At 33.5% G+C, this 16,732-nt stretch carries 18 protein-coding genes, 1 tRNA gene and 3 other annotated features; of the genes, 14 read left to right on the top strand and 5 right to left on the bottom strand.

All coding sequences use genetic code 11. From position 1 onward, the window contains the following. The first annotated feature begins 226 nt into the window (after positions 1–226). The 7 genes from rpsN to ABF682_RS11345 all read left to right on the top strand — a co-directional run bounded on the left by rpsN (position 227) and on the right by ABF682_RS11345 (position 5,771). The gene (rpsN, locus tag ABF682_RS11375) at positions 227–496 is read left to right on the top strand and encodes a 30S ribosomal protein S14 (protein WP_415619863.1); all 270 of its coding nucleotides are present in this window, start codon (positions 227–229) and stop codon (positions 494–496) included. A gap of 19 nt (positions 497–515) precedes the next feature. Continuing rightward, positions 516–674: a 50S ribosomal protein L32 gene (gene rpmF, locus ABF682_RS11370; RefSeq protein WP_289977211.1), complete on the top strand. Its 159-nt coding sequence runs from the start codon at positions 516–518 to the stop codon at positions 672–674. 9 nt (positions 675–683) lie between these two features. After that, a complete protein-coding gene (locus tag ABF682_RS11365; protein WP_415619862.1) occupies positions 684–1,076 on the top strand; it encodes a hypothetical protein in 393 nt (130 codons plus the stop codon). Between the two features lie 236 nt (positions 1,077–1,312). Continuing rightward, positions 1,313–1,567: a binding site (T-box leader), on the top strand. Between the two features lie 52 nt (positions 1,568–1,619). Next, complete coding sequence (locus tag ABF682_RS11360; RefSeq protein ID WP_289977209.1) at positions 1,620–2,039, top strand: OsmC family protein; 420 nt, start codon at positions 1,620–1,622, stop codon at positions 2,037–2,039. An 18-nt stretch (positions 2,040–2,057) separates the two neighbouring features. Continuing rightward, complete coding sequence (locus ABF682_RS11355) at positions 2,058–3,680, top strand: peptide ABC transporter substrate-binding protein (RefSeq protein WP_289977208.1); 1,623 nt, start codon at positions 2,058–2,060, stop codon at positions 3,678–3,680. A 262-nt stretch (positions 3,681–3,942) separates the two neighbouring features. Further along, a complete protein-coding gene (locus tag ABF682_RS11350) occupies positions 3,943–4,287 on the top strand; it encodes a DUF1516 family protein (protein ID WP_289977206.1) in 345 nt (114 codons plus the stop codon). Positions 4,288–4,793: 506 nt separating this feature from the next. After that, complete coding sequence (locus ABF682_RS11345) at positions 4,794–5,771, top strand: bile acid:sodium symporter family protein (RefSeq protein ID WP_415619861.1); 978 nt, start codon at positions 4,794–4,796, stop codon at positions 5,769–5,771. 249 nt (positions 5,772–6,020) lie between these two features. Here ABF682_RS11345 and ABF682_RS11340 read toward each other — a convergent pair whose 3' ends face one another. Then, positions 6,021–6,227: a hypothetical protein gene (locus ABF682_RS11340; RefSeq protein ID WP_289977200.1), complete on the bottom strand. Its 207-nt coding sequence runs from the start codon at positions 6,225–6,227 to the stop codon at positions 6,021–6,023. A 173-nt stretch (positions 6,228–6,400) separates the two neighbouring features. Here ABF682_RS11340 and ABF682_RS11335 point away from each other — a divergent pair, with 173 nt between their 5' ends. The 5 genes from ABF682_RS11335 (at position 6,401) to cas5 (ending at position 10,970) form a co-directional block, all read left to right on the top strand. After that, complete coding sequence (locus tag ABF682_RS11335; RefSeq protein ID WP_289977199.1) at positions 6,401–6,610, top strand: hypothetical protein; 210 nt, start codon at positions 6,401–6,403, stop codon at positions 6,608–6,610. Between the two features lie 240 nt (positions 6,611–6,850). Next, a complete protein-coding gene (cas6, locus tag ABF682_RS11330; RefSeq protein ID WP_415619860.1) occupies positions 6,851–7,585 on the top strand; it encodes a CRISPR-associated endoribonuclease Cas6 in 735 nt (244 codons plus the stop codon). A gap of 20 nt (positions 7,586–7,605) precedes the next feature. Beyond that, entirely contained in the window at positions 7,606–9,342 is a 1,737-nt protein-coding gene (locus ABF682_RS11325) for a Cas8a1 family CRISPR/Cas system-associated protein (protein ID WP_415619859.1), read from the top strand. Further along, positions 9,332–10,225, top strand: coding sequence for a type I-B CRISPR-associated protein Cas7/Cst2/DevR (gene cas7i / locus ABF682_RS11320; protein WP_415619858.1), 894 nt, complete (start codon positions 9,332–9,334; stop codon positions 10,223–10,225). Before ABF682_RS11325 ends, cas7i begins: the two co-directional genes overlap by 11 nt. Continuing rightward, complete coding sequence (cas5, locus tag ABF682_RS11315) at positions 10,212–10,970, top strand: CRISPR-associated protein Cas5 (RefSeq protein ID WP_289977193.1); 759 nt, start codon at positions 10,212–10,214, stop codon at positions 10,968–10,970. Before cas7i ends, cas5 begins: the two co-directional genes overlap by 14 nt. Before the next feature lie 471 nt (positions 10,971–11,441). Here the strand turns inward: cas5 and nhaC are convergent, their stop codons facing one another. The 3 genes from nhaC to ABF682_RS11300 all read right to left on the bottom strand — a co-directional run bounded on the left by nhaC (position 11,442) and on the right by ABF682_RS11300 (position 15,075). Continuing rightward, positions 11,442–12,836 (bottom strand): Na+/H+ antiporter NhaC, encoded by a 1,395-nt coding sequence (gene nhaC / locus ABF682_RS11310; protein WP_415619857.1) that lies wholly within the window; start codon positions 12,834–12,836, stop codon positions 11,442–11,444. A gap of 133 nt (positions 12,837–12,969) precedes the next feature. Next, positions 12,970–13,143 (bottom strand) — a binding site (T-box leader). Positions 13,144–13,450: 307 nt separating this feature from the next. Then, positions 13,451–14,266, bottom strand: coding sequence for a 2-keto-4-pentenoate hydratase (locus ABF682_RS11305; protein ID WP_415619856.1), 816 nt, complete (start codon positions 14,264–14,266; stop codon positions 13,451–13,453). Between the two features lie 171 nt (positions 14,267–14,437). Continuing rightward, positions 14,438–14,675 (bottom strand) — a binding site (T-box leader). 76 nt (positions 14,676–14,751) lie between these two features. After that, a complete protein-coding gene (locus ABF682_RS11300; protein WP_289977186.1) occupies positions 14,752–15,075 on the bottom strand; it encodes a DUF4870 domain-containing protein in 324 nt (107 codons plus the stop codon). A 174-nt stretch (positions 15,076–15,249) separates the two neighbouring features. On the opposite strand from ABF682_RS11300, the gene ABF682_RS11295 reads away from it, so the two are divergent. Then, the gene (locus tag ABF682_RS11295) at positions 15,250–16,089 is read left to right on the top strand and encodes a phosphotransferase (protein ID WP_415619855.1); all 840 of its coding nucleotides are present in this window, start codon (positions 15,250–15,252) and stop codon (positions 16,087–16,089) included. 246 nt (positions 16,090–16,335) lie between these two features. Here the strand turns inward: ABF682_RS11295 and ABF682_RS11290 are convergent, their stop codons facing one another. After that, entirely contained in the window at positions 16,336–16,479 is a 144-nt protein-coding gene (locus ABF682_RS11290) for a hypothetical protein (protein ID WP_289977183.1), read from the bottom strand. A gap of 178 nt (positions 16,480–16,657) precedes the next feature. Between ABF682_RS11290 and ABF682_RS11285 the strand changes: the two genes are divergently transcribed. Then, positions 16,658–16,731: transfer RNA gene (locus ABF682_RS11285), tRNA-Arg, on the top strand. Position 16,732: the final 1 nt, after the last annotated feature.

Raw genomic sequence — 16,732 nt, 5'->3', positions numbered from 1 at the left:
ATTATACTAAATCAGAGTCTCTATTTAACTTGTACACTTTTTATTCTAGGCCCACTTTAAATATAAACATAATAAAAAGGGAGTTAGAGAAGTAATTCAAAATACATAGCTTTATTTGTATCAAAATCGCTTAACAATAATAATATTTACAAAGAATAAAAAAAAGTGTATTATTATCTTTATTTAAATAGTAATAATTACTATTTAAAAGAAAGAAGGAATTTTTTTGGCTAAAAAATCTAAAATAGCAAAACAAAGGAAGTTAGAGTTGCAGGTTGCCAAGTATGCAGAGAAGAGAAAAGAATTAATTGACGATCATGATTATGAGGGCTTAAGCAAATTGCCACGGAATGCTTCACCAACGAGATTACATAATCGTGATTTTTTGGATGGAAGACCTCATGCTTATATGCGTAAATTTGGAATGTCTAGAATTAGATTTAGAGAGTTAGCACTAAAGGGACAAATTCCCGGTGTAAGAAAAGCTAGTTGGTAAGAAAAAAGGAGGAATAATTATGGCTGTTCCAGCAAGAAAAACGTCAAAAAGTAAGAAAAAGATGCGAAGAGCAAATAAAAAGTTAATGATACCATCATTTTCTTTAAACACAACTACAGGTGAATATCATCGTAGTCATCATTATTCATTAGTGGAAATAGAAAGGCTTAAGAAATGAGGTTTTTTTATGAAAGTGATTTATCCAGCTCTTGTTGAGCAAGCGATTGAAGAGCTTGCTGCAGGTCAAAATGTTACATTAGATTATAAGGCTCAGGTTTACCAAGCTTTAATAAAGGACAAAATTATTGATGAGTTTGGTTTGCCAACAGAATATGCATTAAAACAAGGATATGTAGAAAGTATTACAGAAAAGCCAGATCTTGAATGGGATGAATTCCTAAGTATTTATCCGATTTTTGAAAAATGTGAGCGTGCAGAGTTTGAAAGAATTAACGGCTTTTGGGAAGTAACGGTAGATCTTCAAAGAAAGTTGATGAGTAATATATTTCAAGCGAAGCTAACTAATATTGAAAAGGCTCAAATTCAAGAGTTTCTATTAGGAAGACAGGAAGCGATATAGCAGGTGGTATTCATCATATCTGAAATCTGTAAGGTAGCTTGTTTGAAAATATTTACTTTTGAAATTAATTTATTATGAGGTAATAAAAAATCTGGACTAATATTTAGTGCAGGTATGTAAACTCGATCAGAAGCATGAAAAAAAGAAGAGCAACGGTATAAAATTTATTTGTAAAAAATAGTAAATTTCATTGACATTATGCTTTTAAAAATATATTATTAGTTTACTTATAAATTGTAATTACTGTGAAGAGATAAGTACTGATAGGATTATCTATAGAGAGCTTGTATTTGCTGGAAACAGGTGTTATGAATATCAAGAAAATGGTCTTGGAGTGATATATTGTTAAGCAGTTTCTGTGAGGCAATATTGGAGGGATTCCATTAAAAATCTAGATATTCATTCTTAGATGAATGAATATTTCTTGAGTCATCTTGTTGTAAAGCAAGGTGAGAATCTAGGTGGTACCGCGAATACAATTCGTCCTTGAAAATGATATTTTCGAGGGCTTTTTTATTTAGCAATCAAAAAAGGAGAAATTTTATGGGAAAATATGTGGTTAATTCAAGCATCAGAAATATTGGTTATCAAGTTGGGACTCAGGCTGGTGTTCATCGCTATATAATTGACGAACCAATAACTGCTCATGGAACTGATGCGGGACCCAATCCAGTTCAATATTTAATTGGGGCAGTGAACGGGTGTCTGACAATTACTGCTCAGTCTGTTGCGAGAAAGTATAGGATTAAGCTTGCTAAGTTTGATGTGCGTTCAGTGGGAAATGTTGTTAAACACCCAGATGGAACTTCAGAGGTTGATGAAATCATAGTTAATATTACGTTCAAGGCTGATATTGAAGGAAAGGCCAAAGATGACTTTCTTGAAGAAACGCTTGCCAAGTGTACAGTTCATAAAACATTGGAAGCAGGGGTAAAATTCACTTTTAATTTTGAGCAAGAATAATAGAAGCTGGGGAAAATTATGGAGAAGAAAAAGCTAATTAAGTTTGTAGTTCCTGTAATAATTGGGATTTCATTTTTGAGTGCCTGTTCAGCAAAAACAAGTACTTCAAAGAAAAAAACAACGTTGAATTTGATGCAGACGTCTGAATTAACAACGCTGGATAATACAAATCAAGCGACAATGTCTGAATTCTCGACATTAACCAACTTAGATGAGGGGTTGTACAAACTTAATTCAAAAAATAAGGTTGTACCTGCAATTGCAAAGACAGTTGCTAAGCCAACAAATGGTGGAAAGACATATACAATTCAATTACGTCAGAATGCACGTTGGTCTAACGGAGATAAAGTGACAGCTCAAGATTTTGTTTATTCATGGCGTCGTTCAGTCGATCCTGCAAATAAGCCAGTCTATACTTATGTTTTTAGTGGAATTAAGAATGCAGATGCAGTAGTCGCAGGTAAACTCTCTTCAAGTCAATTGGGAATTGAGGCAGTTGGTAAGTATAAACTGAAAATTACATTGGAGCATCCGATGCAATCATTTAACAAATTGGTAACAATGCCAGTCTTTTTGCCACAAGATAAGTCTTTTGTGCAAAAGGTTGGAACTAAAAAATATGGTACGAATGCAAAATATACTGTATCTAATGGTGCGTTTAAAATCACCAATTGGACAGGTATCAATGATTCTTACTCACTGGTTAAAAATAAGTATTACTATGCAAAAAAACAAGTTAGATTAAATAAAATTAACTACACAACTGTAAAAGACGACAATACTGCATATAATCTCTTTAAGACTAATAAATTAGATGATGCGACGGTTTCTGGTGTAGTTGCACAAGGACTGCAAAATAATAAAAACTTGAAAAAAATAAATCGAGCTTGGACATATTATGTACAAGTCAATCAGAGTACAGGCTCGCCTCTAGCTAATGCCAAATTACGAAAAGCAATCTCTTTAGTGGTAGATCGAAAAGAGTTGGCTAAAAAGGTTTTGGGAGATGGTTCGACTGCAGCAGGCAGTTTTGTTAGCCCTAAAACGGCTACAGATCCGACTACCGGTAAAGACTTTAGCATTGAAACGGCTGCTTCTACACAGGTTAATGTAAAAGAGGCAAAGAAATTATGGAAGAGAGGCTTGGCAGAAAGTGGCAAGTCTTCTGTTACATTAAGTCTGGTTGCTGAAGATACTGAAACTCAAAAAAAGGTTGCGGAATATATTCAAAGTGCAGTACAAAGTAACCTAAGCAATGTCACTGTCAAGGTTCAAAATTTACCTGCGAAGTCTCTATCAAACAAAAAAGCAACGGGGAAATTTGATTTGAGTCTCTGGTACTGGTTGGCCGATTATGCAGATCCTATTAATTATCTAGGAATTTTAACCACTGGTAATTCAATGAATTCAGGAAAGTATTCAGATAGTACATTTAACTCATATGTTATAAATGCACAAAATGCGAAGACAAAGTCTGTTTATTGGTCTAATCTACGTAATGCAGAGAAGCAATTACAAAAAACAACTGGAATTATTCCACTTTACTATGTCAAAGAAGATCATCTAGTTCAAAAGGGTTTGAAGGGCGTAATTTATCATACAGCTGGATTTGCCGATTATACAAGATCCTACTGGAAGTAAATTGAATATACAAAAACTTTTAAACCAGTGGAAGTTATCGTGTAGAGGTGAATTTTGAAATTTTATAAACTGGGTCAAAAGTTAAATTTTGATTCAATTCCTCTATTTATTCCGTATAAACGTGTTTCATAAGTCAAAACTCTTTGCCTAACTTCGAATTACCCATAGCAAAGTATTCGCTATCTCCGTAATTTTGAGTTAGTACTCAAGTTTTTCCGACTTATGGCACACTCTCAAGTAATTCAAAGTAGGAAGTGATTAAATGTTTTGGCTATGGATGCATCTATTTGCATGGATTGTGTTATTAATTGTTGTCCTTTCAGCAGTTCACAGTAAGGATGGCGTGGGCAGGTTGGCAAAGATGATCGCAAGAATCTGTTACGTTGTTGCAATCATCAGTGGAATAATGCTTTTAACTTACGCTTGGAAAGCATCACCAATTTTAGCAATCGTTAAGGTTGTCCTTGCAATCGGGTTGATTGGTTTTTGTGAAATATACTTTAGTCGCGAGAAGAACTTTAGAAGTACAATTAAGGTTTTACTAGTAGCAACGACTATAATTGTTGGTGTCATAGGTTTTGTTTTGGCGGGTGGGCGCCCGTTTTGATTATGAGCAATAGAAGCTGAGTCAGAAGTTATATTTTGATTCAACTTCTATTTTTTAGCGATTTTTGGAATCAAATAATATGGGAAAAAGATTGTAGAAAATATTTTTTAATACATTTTTTTTAAAATAAATCTTGACTGTAATCAAAGTGCGATTTAGTATAATGTTATCGATAATTAATTTTTGATGTCAAAAATATTTTTTTTAATAGTTTTATTAGTTATTAACTTTAGAAAAGAGGAAATCTTATGCCATACATAAGCAGTCAAAATGTGAATGTTGTTGTCATTATTCTAGTTATTATTATCATGCGTACGCGTGATTTTATGACTGGAAAATTTTGGCTTGGCTAAGATTTGAAAGATCACAAAAACCACCGTGCGAACTATAGCATGGTGGTTTTTTATTACATGGGAGGAGAAGTTAGGATACTAAATAATCAGGCAGAGGGTAGCAAAGATAGAAATGAGAAAATATTTGCATAAAATTAGGAGGATTTTAAAATAATGAACAGAGTTGAAAAGATAAGTAAATTGATAGGAAAGTACTTTACAATCGCAATTATTTTTTGGGTAATCTTTAATTACTTTTTGCCGAAAACAAGTGAATGGATAGTTCCAAATGTTTCTTATTTATTAGGGATAATTCTTTTTGGAATGGGGCTAACCTTGAAGCTGCAGGATTTTGAAAGAATTGCTAAAAAACCTTTTCCAGTTATTGCAGGAACTTTTGCACATTATTTAATTATGCCGACAATTGCTTGGGCTTTATGCACTGTTTTTCAATTAAGGGGTGCGACTGCAGCAGGTGTAATTCTAGTAGGTTCTTGTCCAAGTGGGACCTCATCAAGCGTAATGGCATATCTAGCAGGAGGCGATGTTGCACTTGATGTGTCAATTGAGACATTATCGACTTTGCTCGCGCCAATCGCGTTGCCGGGGTTGCTGTTGCTTTTTGCAGGAAAATATGTTGATATTCCAGCAGCTTCGTTGTTTTTGAGTACTGTCAAAATTGTTTTAGTTCCAATCCTATTAGGACTATTGGTACATCATTTATTTAAGGATAAGATTGAAAGGGTAACAAAATTTTTACCACTAATCTCACAGTTAGCAATTCTTTTAATAATTGGAGCAGTAATTTCGGCTAATCACGCTGAACTAATGACGACACAAACCTTACTCGTTATTCCAGTTGTAATGCTGCATAACTTATCAGGGTATGGACTTGGTTACTTGTTCTCCAAATTAATCAGATTAAAAACGCCACAAAGAAAAGCAATTACATTCGAGGTTGGGATGCAAGATTCCAGTTTGGGAGCAACTTTAGCTATGAAGTATTTTGTTCCAGCTGCAGCAATTCCTTCTACGATTTTCAGTATTTGGCACAATATATCAGGTTCAATCTTGGCAGTTAACTGGAAAAATAAGACAACTAATGATGAAACGACAACGGTAGAAGAAAATCCAAAACCAGTTGTTGACTGAAATAAAGTATTTGTGAAATTATAAAAAGCTAGCGAACAAACTAACAAACAATATGTGATACGAAATTGAAAACATAGATTTTTTTCGCTGTAAAATAATTTTAATTTGTTAAATGTGTTTGGTTCTAGGTAAAGAAGCTTCATAGGTTAAAAGTCTTCATCATACTTCAAATTGCTAATAGTTGATGATATGCTATATTCATAATTTGTATTAGTATCCAATCTTTATGAATTTTTGTCATATATCTTACTAATTGTTAAAACTCTTTGAAGATGGTTTCTTACCAGTAGGCTTGCCTTTCATTTTTGTTCCATTGGGTGTACCACCCATCTGAGTGTTGGATTGCGCATTGTGAGCTCCAAAGTAATAACCAACACCGCCACTTGCGCTTGCAATTAATAAGATAACTAGACCAATAATTAAAATTTTCTTTGTACTACGATCTTTAGCAGTCATAAATTCATTCCTCCTTAACAACTTATATCAATGATGGTATACTAAATAATTTTCTTTTAGTGGAAGATAATTTGTCTTTTTATTAAAAAAAATATGAAAAGAAAAATATTTTGTAGCATTAATTAAATTTTACATAGTGTATAATTATAATGATAAAAGGGAGCTGAAGCATAATGATGAAAATCTATTACAAGGCGGATTATGATAAAAAAGAAGTTGAATTTGAAAAGCCTAGTGAGTTTGTGGCAAGTCTCTTGGTAGACGACCCGGAGTTGCAAGATAGTTATGAAGTTTTTAGAGTAACAATAGGTGGTACAGAGGTAACAGAGTTTACTGGCAAAACAATGCTTGATCTGTTTAATTATTATTGGGAACGAGTATAGTTTTTAAGGTTAGATTTATTGATATATTACATAACTATGTAGGTATAAATAATTATTATCTAACTGTAAAAATACTATGTTATAGGGACTTTAGTCAATTTAGGCTAGAGTCCTTTTTTGGTATTTCTATTAAAATATTACGTAAAAATAATAACGTGAACATAATGAAAATAGTTGTCGATATAGTTATATATAATAATTATTACTTGAAATACAGTGGAATGAATGAGGAAGAAACAAATGAGATTAAGTATAGAATTAGTATTTAATTCGGGAAATAAGCACACAACGATTGCTATGGATTATGATCCAGCAATTCTTTCTTTGATTAAATTGGGATTGTCAAATGTGAATTTACAACTTTTTGAAGAACTCTATAATAAAAATACGCCAAAGAATTTTACATTCAGCCTTTTTTTCAAAGAGAATGTATCTTTTAAAAAAGAATATATTGAATTGGGGCAGAGCCAGAAGTGCATATTGAATTTTAGTATTAACGATGGACTTAAAGCTACTCACTTTTATAATTCTTTCATATGGCTGCAACAACAAAGTAATTTACATTTTGACGGGGAAAATGTAGTTGAGTTTGGAAGAATTGAATTAGTTGAGGAACCAATCATTACGACTAATGAAGTCTGTTTCAAAGCATTATCACCGATTGTTGTTCGTCAAAATCAGAAGATATTCTTATCCTACAAGGAAGATAATGCAGAACTTTTTAACGAAATATTACGCATAAATATGAAGAGTCGCTTACGTGGCCAATATAGCACCGAGATTTTACAAATGGTTGATAAATTAGAATTTGAACCAGTCAGAGTTAAGAAAGTTGTTTCCCGAAACTTTGGTCTATTTGTTGAATCTACAAAGGGCTCGTTTGTACTTAAGGGAAATCCAGTATTGCTAAATCTGATAAATAAGATTGGTTTAGGAGTTAAGTGCGGATCTGGGTTTGGTATGATTACGAATTAATATCAAGGAGGTAACTTCTAATGGATGCAGCAGTTTTACCTGAAATAATTGGTTTTCATATGGAGAGTTGGTTGGAGAATGCCGGAATCGTTGGTTTAACAAGAATTTTAGATGAAGATGATTATGCGATTAAAGACAATCAATTATCTATAAAAACGAGTGCATTAAAGACAATTGATAAGAGTTTTTTTAAATTTTTTATTGACACATATGGGAAATATACGCGTTATCAACAAATAATTAATTGGTTACCAAAAATTGAAGCAACCATACAGATGGATTTTGAAAACTATAATTTTCAAGAGTATGAAACATATGTCAAATGGTTTAATGATAATGTCAAATACTTTGTAAAGTCAGGTAGTTACAGACGAATGCGGCCACTTGTACATCCAGAAATTCCAATTGAAAAATATCTGGATACTGTGACAAAGTTGTTTAAAGGACTAAGTAAGAAAAAGAGGTGGGAAGATACTGCTGATAATCCAGAACAAGAACTTGCAATACTTTTTGCAGAATTGAAGAAAATTGTGCAATATTTTGCTGATGATACTAGCAAGCGTTACTTTCTAGCTAAAAATCTTGTGTATCGCTATGTAAACAAGGGTTGGGATGGTATTTCTTTTCTAAACAGTCAAAGCAAAATTGTTGATATTTATCAAGACTATTACAACTACTTTGTACAACCTGTAATTGATTTTTTATCAGAAAGTCATAGAAAAGGGAAAATTATTTGTGCAACTTGTGGAAGAAAGATGAGATCGAAAGAAGGGTCAGGATATTCATTTCTTAATGGAATGGGCTATGATTATGGGAAGAAAAACAGTAATGCATACATGTTTAATTCTGATCAATTTTTATGTCCAGTTTGTCGGTTAATGTATTCTGCGGTTCCAGCTGGATTTGCATATAATTTAGCGGGGAATCATGGAATCTTTGTAAATTACACAGGACAAAGTCTTGAAAATTTGCGTAATGCAAACGATGGAATCTTAGATACTTTAACTGAAACCTTTAGGAGGACAGATAATAATGTTTCTCCATGGGGTGCCTTTTATGAAACATTTAGGCAAGGATTAAACAAGTCTAGCCAATATACACTTGCAAATACACAGGTAATTAATCGTAAGGATGAACATTATTACTTTAGCCTTATTCCAGAAATTACTGCAAATGTGTTAAAAAAAATAGAGAAAATAAAAATCAATAAGAAAAAAGATGTAACTTTGTTAAGCGCACTTAATAAGGCATTAATTCCAGAGTATCGAGGAATACAATATTGCTCAATCTATGATGAAGTTATTAAGCGGCTTTTGAATCAGACTAATATGAATAGCTTGTTGAATGATATGCTACTTTTGAAAGCTTCAAATAAACAAAACATCTATATTACAGCAACACAAATTTTGTATGTTGTTGAAATAAATGTACTATTATTTAACGAGTTGGGAGTGATAAAATTGGATAGTAAAGTATTATCAAAAATTCATGGTTACGGAATGGAAGTTGCAAAGGGATACAGAACAAATCCTAATAAAGCAAAAGCTTTGGCATATCAACTTTTACAAGCATTGAAAATGCAGAATCAAGAAAAATTTATGAACATATTACTTAATTGTTATTTGTATCAACAAAAAATTGTACCCTCTGCTTTTCAGCAAATAAGAAATACAGAGGTCTTTAATCAATTAGGTTATGCATTTATAGCGGGATTAATATCTGGAGAAGAAAAAGGGAGAGTTCAGAATGAAAAGTAAAGGATTGACGGCAACAATTATTTTTGAAGCGAACAGTGCCAATTATGGTGAAAGCTTAGGGAATGTAACGGCATTAAAAAAAATGACTCGTGGTGATGGTTATCAATATACTTATATTTCGCGCCAGGCTCTCAGATACAATATTGTTCAACAACTAGGAGAGCCAGAAGCAGACTTGAGTGCTGAAGGCTCTGGTGATAAGAAAGTAATTCAATTTAGTAAGTCAGCTTCTATTAAAGATTATCCTGAGATCGATTTTTTTGGTTATATGAAAACTGAAAAGGGAAATAATTCTAATATTCGTTCTGCAAAAGTACGTTTGTCTAATGCAATTAGTCAAGAACCATTCGCTGGAGATACTGATTTCTTGACAAATATGGGGCTAGCTAGTCGAATCCGACAAACAACAGGGGACAATAGTATCAAAAATAGTTTGGCAAATTCTGAAATTCACTCATCATATTACTGCTACACGATTACTGCCGATTTAGATCAAATTGGAATTGATATCAATGATGGAACAGAACTTGAAAATGATGAAAAGAGCCGTCGTGTTTCAGTTCTCCTTGATACAATTGCGTATTTATATAGGGATATTCGTGGGCGCCGTGAAGATTTGAAACCGCTTTTCATAATTGGTGGAGTATACGATATCAAAAATCCATTGTTTGAAAATATTGTTAGAGTTGAAAAAAATGCTATTAAGGTTAGTCCAATCGTTAAATCATTGACTCCAGAGTTAGAAAAAGAAACATTTGTTGGATATGTTGAAGATTATTTTGAAAATAATAGTGAGATCGAAGAAAAATTAAAGGCACAGCCTGTAATACAAGTAATAGAAGGTTTGAAAGCGAAAGTAGCTGATTACTATGAGGGCAATTAAGCTAAAAGTTTATCAGCAGACAGCTAACTACAAGATACCAATTAGTTACGAATTTAGAGAAAGCTATCCATTACCCCCTTTTTCAACTGTGATAGGAATGGTTCACTATTTATGTAATTTTGACAGTTATCATCCAATGAAAGTCAGCGTGCAAGGTTCACATATTTCGTCGGTAAATGATTTATATACTCGCTATGAATTTAACAATGGTACAAAATACGATGCAAAAAGACATCAACTTACTGCTGAAGGAATGGGAATAGGTCGTGGGATTGGAAATGTGCAATTACTTGTAGATGTGAATTTGGTTTTGCATGTAGTTCCTGAAAATCAAGGTGAGGTTGAATTTATTTATGATGCTTTGAAGAACCCAAGGGAATTTCCTAATTTAGGGCGCCGTGAAGATTTAGCAGTATTTGAAAGTGTTGAAATTGTTGAGTTAGGAAAAAAACTTGAAAAGAATGTAGAATTTGCGACTTTAGCGAATTTTTTAGGTAGAAAAAATTGGGCAGCGTATGTACCTATTGATGAGCTAGACGACGATTCTCACGAGAATATGCACCAAACATCGTTGCAAACTGGCACCAAATATAGGATAAATAAAGTTTATACTTTGAATGATTTGGGAAGAGACAAAGTAGTACGTAAGTGGGAAAAGTATGAAGTATTGTATACTAATTTTACTTTTTTTAAGCACGAAAATTACTTACTAGATTCAGAAGGTGATTTCGTTTTTATTGTTTGATTGCAATTTTAGGTTTGAGAAAGTAGAAACTGTTTTTTTGAGTAAAAGTGTAAAATATATTTTTTAGCAAAGTCAGATGAGAAAATAATTATTTAGCATATTTTAAATCTGAAGCGGCAATTTGAAAAGTTGCAAGAACATTACAAAAATATTAACTGTAAGAGGTTGAAATATTTGAAATCATTTTGGTTAGCTTAAAAAGAACGTAAACTTTGCCGATAAAGAATACTGGGATGATATTGAAGCATCTATTTATCTAACTTAAAAGGAATGTAAATGTTAGAAATATCTCTGCTCCATGTTACAAAAATTTCAGTATTTATCTAACTTAAGAGAAACACAAAGGTACATAGGCAACAGAAAATGGAGAATTTTGACTTATAAAACGCATTTATTTGTAATAAAAGAAGGGGAACTGGGTCAAAAGTTAGCTTTTGACCCAGTTCCCCTTCTTCCTAGTTTAGTTAAACCTTAACTTTTTGTATTCAATGTAGAATCGAAATGTTTCACGCCGATTCCTGTGAAGCCACTAATTATTGAGAATACAGGTGAGAGCAGACTAAAGAATACAAAGGGTAAATATGTCATTGTTGGGATACCAAATGTACTAGTGACAAAACTTCCCGCAACTCCCCATGGAATCAGATAGTTAATGACGGTCCCTCCATCCTCAAGAGTTCGACCTAATACAACGGGATCAAGCCCAGCTTTTTTAAAGATATTTTTGAATGCATTAGCTGGAAGAATTACTGATAAAAATTGTTCACCAATAAAGATATTAACGCCAATACAAGACAATAATGTACTTAAAATTAGTACGCCGTTAGAATTAATTTTTGAAGTTAAAGCAGTCATCACGGTTGGAATTAAGCCAGTTTTGAGTAATAATCCGCCAAGTGAAAGTGCAAGAATAATTAGTGCAACGGTTGGCATCATACTTTCAATCCCACCACGGGATAATAGTTGATCAATCTCATGGTTGCCTGTATGTGACACGAATCCTGCATCAATAACATTTCCTAACTCAACAATTTTTGTATTAGGATTTTGAATGAATATCATGATAACAGCAATACCAATATTGAGTAGGATTGTAACAATTGCAGGAATTTTGCGCCATGCACAGATAAACATCAATGCAATTGGGATAATTGCCCAAAAGGTTATTGAAAAATTACGCTGTAGGATTGATGAAACTCTTGTAATCTTACTCAAACTTGCACTCTCATTGCTGTTTCCCAAAATGGCAAATAATATCAAAGAGATGATAAATGCAGGTACAGTTGAAAGCATCAAGTTCTTAATGTGCTTGAATAAGTCTGCATCAACGACTGCTGCAGCGAGATTAGTAGATTCAGATAACGGAGACATTTTATCACCGAATACTGCCCCTGAAACAATGGCACCAACTACCAAAGCTGGATTAACTCCAAGTGTTGTTCCAATTCCAAAGAATGCAATACCAATTGTCGACATTACGGTGAAGGCACTTCCTACAGCACTTCCTACAATAGCACAGACTACAAAGACTGAAGGAACAAACCACTTAACACTAATTATTTTGAAGCCAACTACCATTAGCGTAGGAATGATTCCTGCTTGAATCCAGACAGCAATCAATGAGCCAACTAGAATAAAAATGAAGATTGGAATAATTCCAGGTGTAATACCAGAGACAATTCCTTCATGGATGATATCAAATGAAAGCTTTTTGACAGTGATATAAATCATTACTATTCCGATGGCAAATAAAATTGCGATAGTAGGTGCCACTTTGAGATCAATTACTCCAATAGCGATGGTGGCAACAATAATTATTAACATGGTGCTTGCTTCAATTAAACTAGGTTTATTTTCCTTTTTCATTTTCGATTTCCTCACAATCAATTTTTTAATATGATGTTATTGATTGTTAAACTGATATCGAATTATTCCTCCACAATTCATAGTCCTATCCTTTCTGAGTCCACAAAAAAATCGTCCGTAGCTCTATATATCTGCTAAGGACGAATTTCTCCGCGGTACCACCTTACTTAAAAACAATTGTTTTTCTCTCAATTATTGAATTAAAATCGTACATTTTGGTGTAATTCGGACAATAAACCTGATCGATTTACAGCAGCCATCGACTTCCTGAACATCCAGCTTATTTCCTACTTGTCCAAAATCTTTTAAAGTATGAACATGACATTACATGTAATCTAATACTTTGTCAATAGCATTTCCAATTTTTATTCTAAAGCCTCAATAAATACAAACTCAAAAATTGGTTTTGGACATGTGTGGGAGTGTGACATAAGTGAAGTGCCTTACAAAATTTGAGTACTAACTTGAAATTACGAACATAGCGAGTAATTTGCTATGGGTGATTCGAAGTTAGTACTCAAATTCTGACTTATGGAACACGGTTATGCGGAATAAATAGAGAGATTAGGCCAAACTTTAACTCTTGACCCAACCCCACTTACAATCCATTCTATTTACTTAGTGACATTTAATTTAACATCGCCTAGTCCATTATCAAAGTGGGCTGACCAAGTTCCTTCTTGTAACTTAGGTGGTAATACAAAGGTTCCAGTTGAAACATATTGACCAGCAGTTAGCTGCTTACCGTGTTGTTGTAATTTTACAACTAACCATTGCAATGACTTTAATGGGTTGCCGAGTACCTCTGAAGACGTTCCTTTTTTAAGGGATTCATTATTAAACTTAAGATTGCAGTGAACGGCTGCAACGGCTTTGACGCTTTCAAAAACAACTGTTGTGGGAAATAAATCACCAACAACGACTAGTCCACCGACAGCAGCATCTGAGACAACTAGATTTTTCTCAAGACTTGGGAACCAATCCTTGAATCTGCAATCAGGAACTTCAAGTGCACCTGCAACACTTGTTTTTTGCATCAGTTGTTCAAGGTCGTCTTCAACATTAAGATCTTTATCAACACGAAAGGCTAATTCAACTTCAACTAGAGGCTCTAGCATGTTGTTAAGTGCAAAGGAGGCAGGTGAGTGTAGGAAACGACTTTCAACTTGAGCTCCATATAAAGGTGAGTTAGAGTTAAACATTTTTTGTGTTTCTTCACTAGTAAGTGAGATTTTGTAGCCACCGACTGTTTCATTCTTTAGCTCCATCAAACGGTTTTGGACACGATAGGCACTTTCTTCATCTGACACTTTGGTAGACCAATCAGTGACATCAAGTGGCTTATTTGTTGTGTAGGCTTGATATAAGGTGCTTGCTAATGTTTCTTCTGTTTCTGTTAAAGCAGCTAATTTATTTTGTTGTTTTTCCATTGTGATAATCTCCTTATTTATGGATTTCTCACCATGGTTTGATGAGGAATCCTATTGACTTAATCTGTACTTTGTCATCGTTCTCAATAATGCCACTTGGATCATCCATAGGTCCTCATCTCCCTTCAAAATTTATACGAATAAAAAAAGTCCTTCGACAGAAAAAATCTGCTAAAGGACGTTAATAACGTGGTACCACCTTTTTTTATACCTGAAATCAGAATCAAGTACCTTAAACAAACTGACAAAACAATTTGTTGCCTCTGTAATGGGAGTACCCAGTAGAATCTACTTGAAGTTCGATCTACAACTCATAGGGGATTTTCACTAATTTCAACTTAATCATCTCACACCACCCGATGACTCTCTGAATTGTTCAAAAAGTTACTTTCCTAATCAACGCTTAATATTCGTTTCTAATCTTTAATCGTATTCTAGTAATAGTCACATGAAATGTCAAGCAAATTTTTAATTTTTGTTATTTTTTAATCCTGTGCAAGAATTTTGACTCCCTTGTAGATGTTGTAGATAAATACAATTAAGTCAATTAGTAAGACCACACCAATGGTTAAAACAGCTGTCCAACTTGTTAATTGAGCATGTTCTGTTACTACACCTGTTGTTCCAACGAAGATGATCCCCACAAGTGTAAGAAAGAGAGGTAGCAAATGCAGCAAAAAAGCTTTTTTTGCGTGGCTACGAATAACTGGTTCATCTGCACAGACAAACCAGATAATAAGTGGAAAGATAAAAGGTGCGAAAACGATAGAAAAGTAAGAAAGAGCACTTAATATTTTAATTTTTTGCATAATTTCCTCCAAGGAGTAAAAGTCGATAATTCAAGCATAGGCGCAACATAATACTATGATATACTAGAATCGTTAAGCTAACAAATAAATGTATGTTTCTGAATAAGTTTTTATAGAAGACGATTTCATAGATGGTTATCTATTTTTTTATTTTTGAGTCGGGGGGATGAAGGGATGCTCGTTGATTTTTTAAACGATTATTATCAAGCTAATTTAAAAAGTATTCATGATGTAGCAGGGAATCAACATCTTATTGGAAATAGCAAGGTTTTTCATGGACCACTTTTTGTTAAGATATTTAAAGAAAAAGCAATGTTTTATGCTGAACAGCATGTTAATCAGTTCTATTATCCGGATGTATACCTAGATAGCGTGATTTTTGAAGACAAGTATGTTGTAACTTTACGGAATCGTGAATTAAGCGATGTTGACAATCAGGAGATGACGGCTGAAAGGGCACATGAGTATGGTGAATTATTAGGAAGTTTTCATGAAAAAGTTACGGGAAATGTTTCAGTTAAAAATGATAAGCGCCCGTTATCACAACTTTTAACATATAGAGTTGCACAGCTAAAAGAAAGTCTCTACTACAAGAATGCCCAACAAGTTCTCAAACTTTTGAGGCCTGATTTCGATAAAGTCAACCTTGAGTATGAACAATTACCAAAAGTTGTATTGCATGGTGACTTCAGTGTACGTAACATTATGGAGTTCGAAGGAAAAAACATTTTGATTGACTTTGAGCGTGCTCACGTTGGTACTAATTACCAAGACTTCATCAAATTTTTCTACAATGAGGTTCGTGATGTCAAATTACGTAATGAGTTTTTAAACGGATATGAACTAGAACATTCTTTTGAGATTCCTAGTAGTGACTTGCAACGCTGTTTATTATTCTTATGCGCTCTCGACATCAGCCATTATAATGTTACTCATTCAGGTGGTAAATTTGGGGATATGGCAAGCAACATGATAGCAACAATTAGAGATGGAGATGCGGTCCTGAAGTTGTAGCAATTATTTAATTATTGAGATACCAGGTATTTGACAAGTTGTCTGATTTCTATTCTTAAATAATCAAATTTTCTTTGCAAAAAAAATCTGTTGATTACCAGAATCTTGTACTGGTTATTAACAGAAAGAAGTGGTTTTTATTCCAAAAATCAGGCAATCATAATCCAAGCGTTTCTTCAAGTTACAACAAGCTTTCTTTAATAAGAATCAATTTGTGACAGAAAACGCTTAGGAAGAATATTTTATTTAGCTTTCAAGGTTTTTTGAACTTTGTTGAATTTCATCATTTTTGAAATGCTTATATTCATTTCTTTTCTGTTGTACATTCCCAAAAAACTGAACTAAAGTTGCAAAAATGAGGATTCCGATAATAGCTATGAATGTTGTCATTTAAGTCACACCTTTCCTCTTACGTGCCATTATTATTACATTGTTACAAAAACATTTCAAGAAAAAAGCATCATCGTAATAAAACGATAAGAAAAAACATACTGATTATTATCTATTTCTGTTTCAAAAGTAATTGACAGTTTATTTAGACTATCATATAATGATTAGTGTTGTTTATGGCTCGGTAGCTCAGCTGGATAGAGCATCCGCCTTCTAAGCGGACGGTCGAGAGTTCGAATCTCTCCCGCGCCAT

The organism is Liquorilactobacillus sp., assembly GCF_047719775.1.
GTDB lineage: Bacteria > Bacillota > Bacilli > Lactobacillales > Lactobacillaceae > Liquorilactobacillus.
The sequence above is the reverse complement of the archived record's forward strand: the minus strand, read 5'-3'. Positions and strand labels throughout refer to the sequence as shown.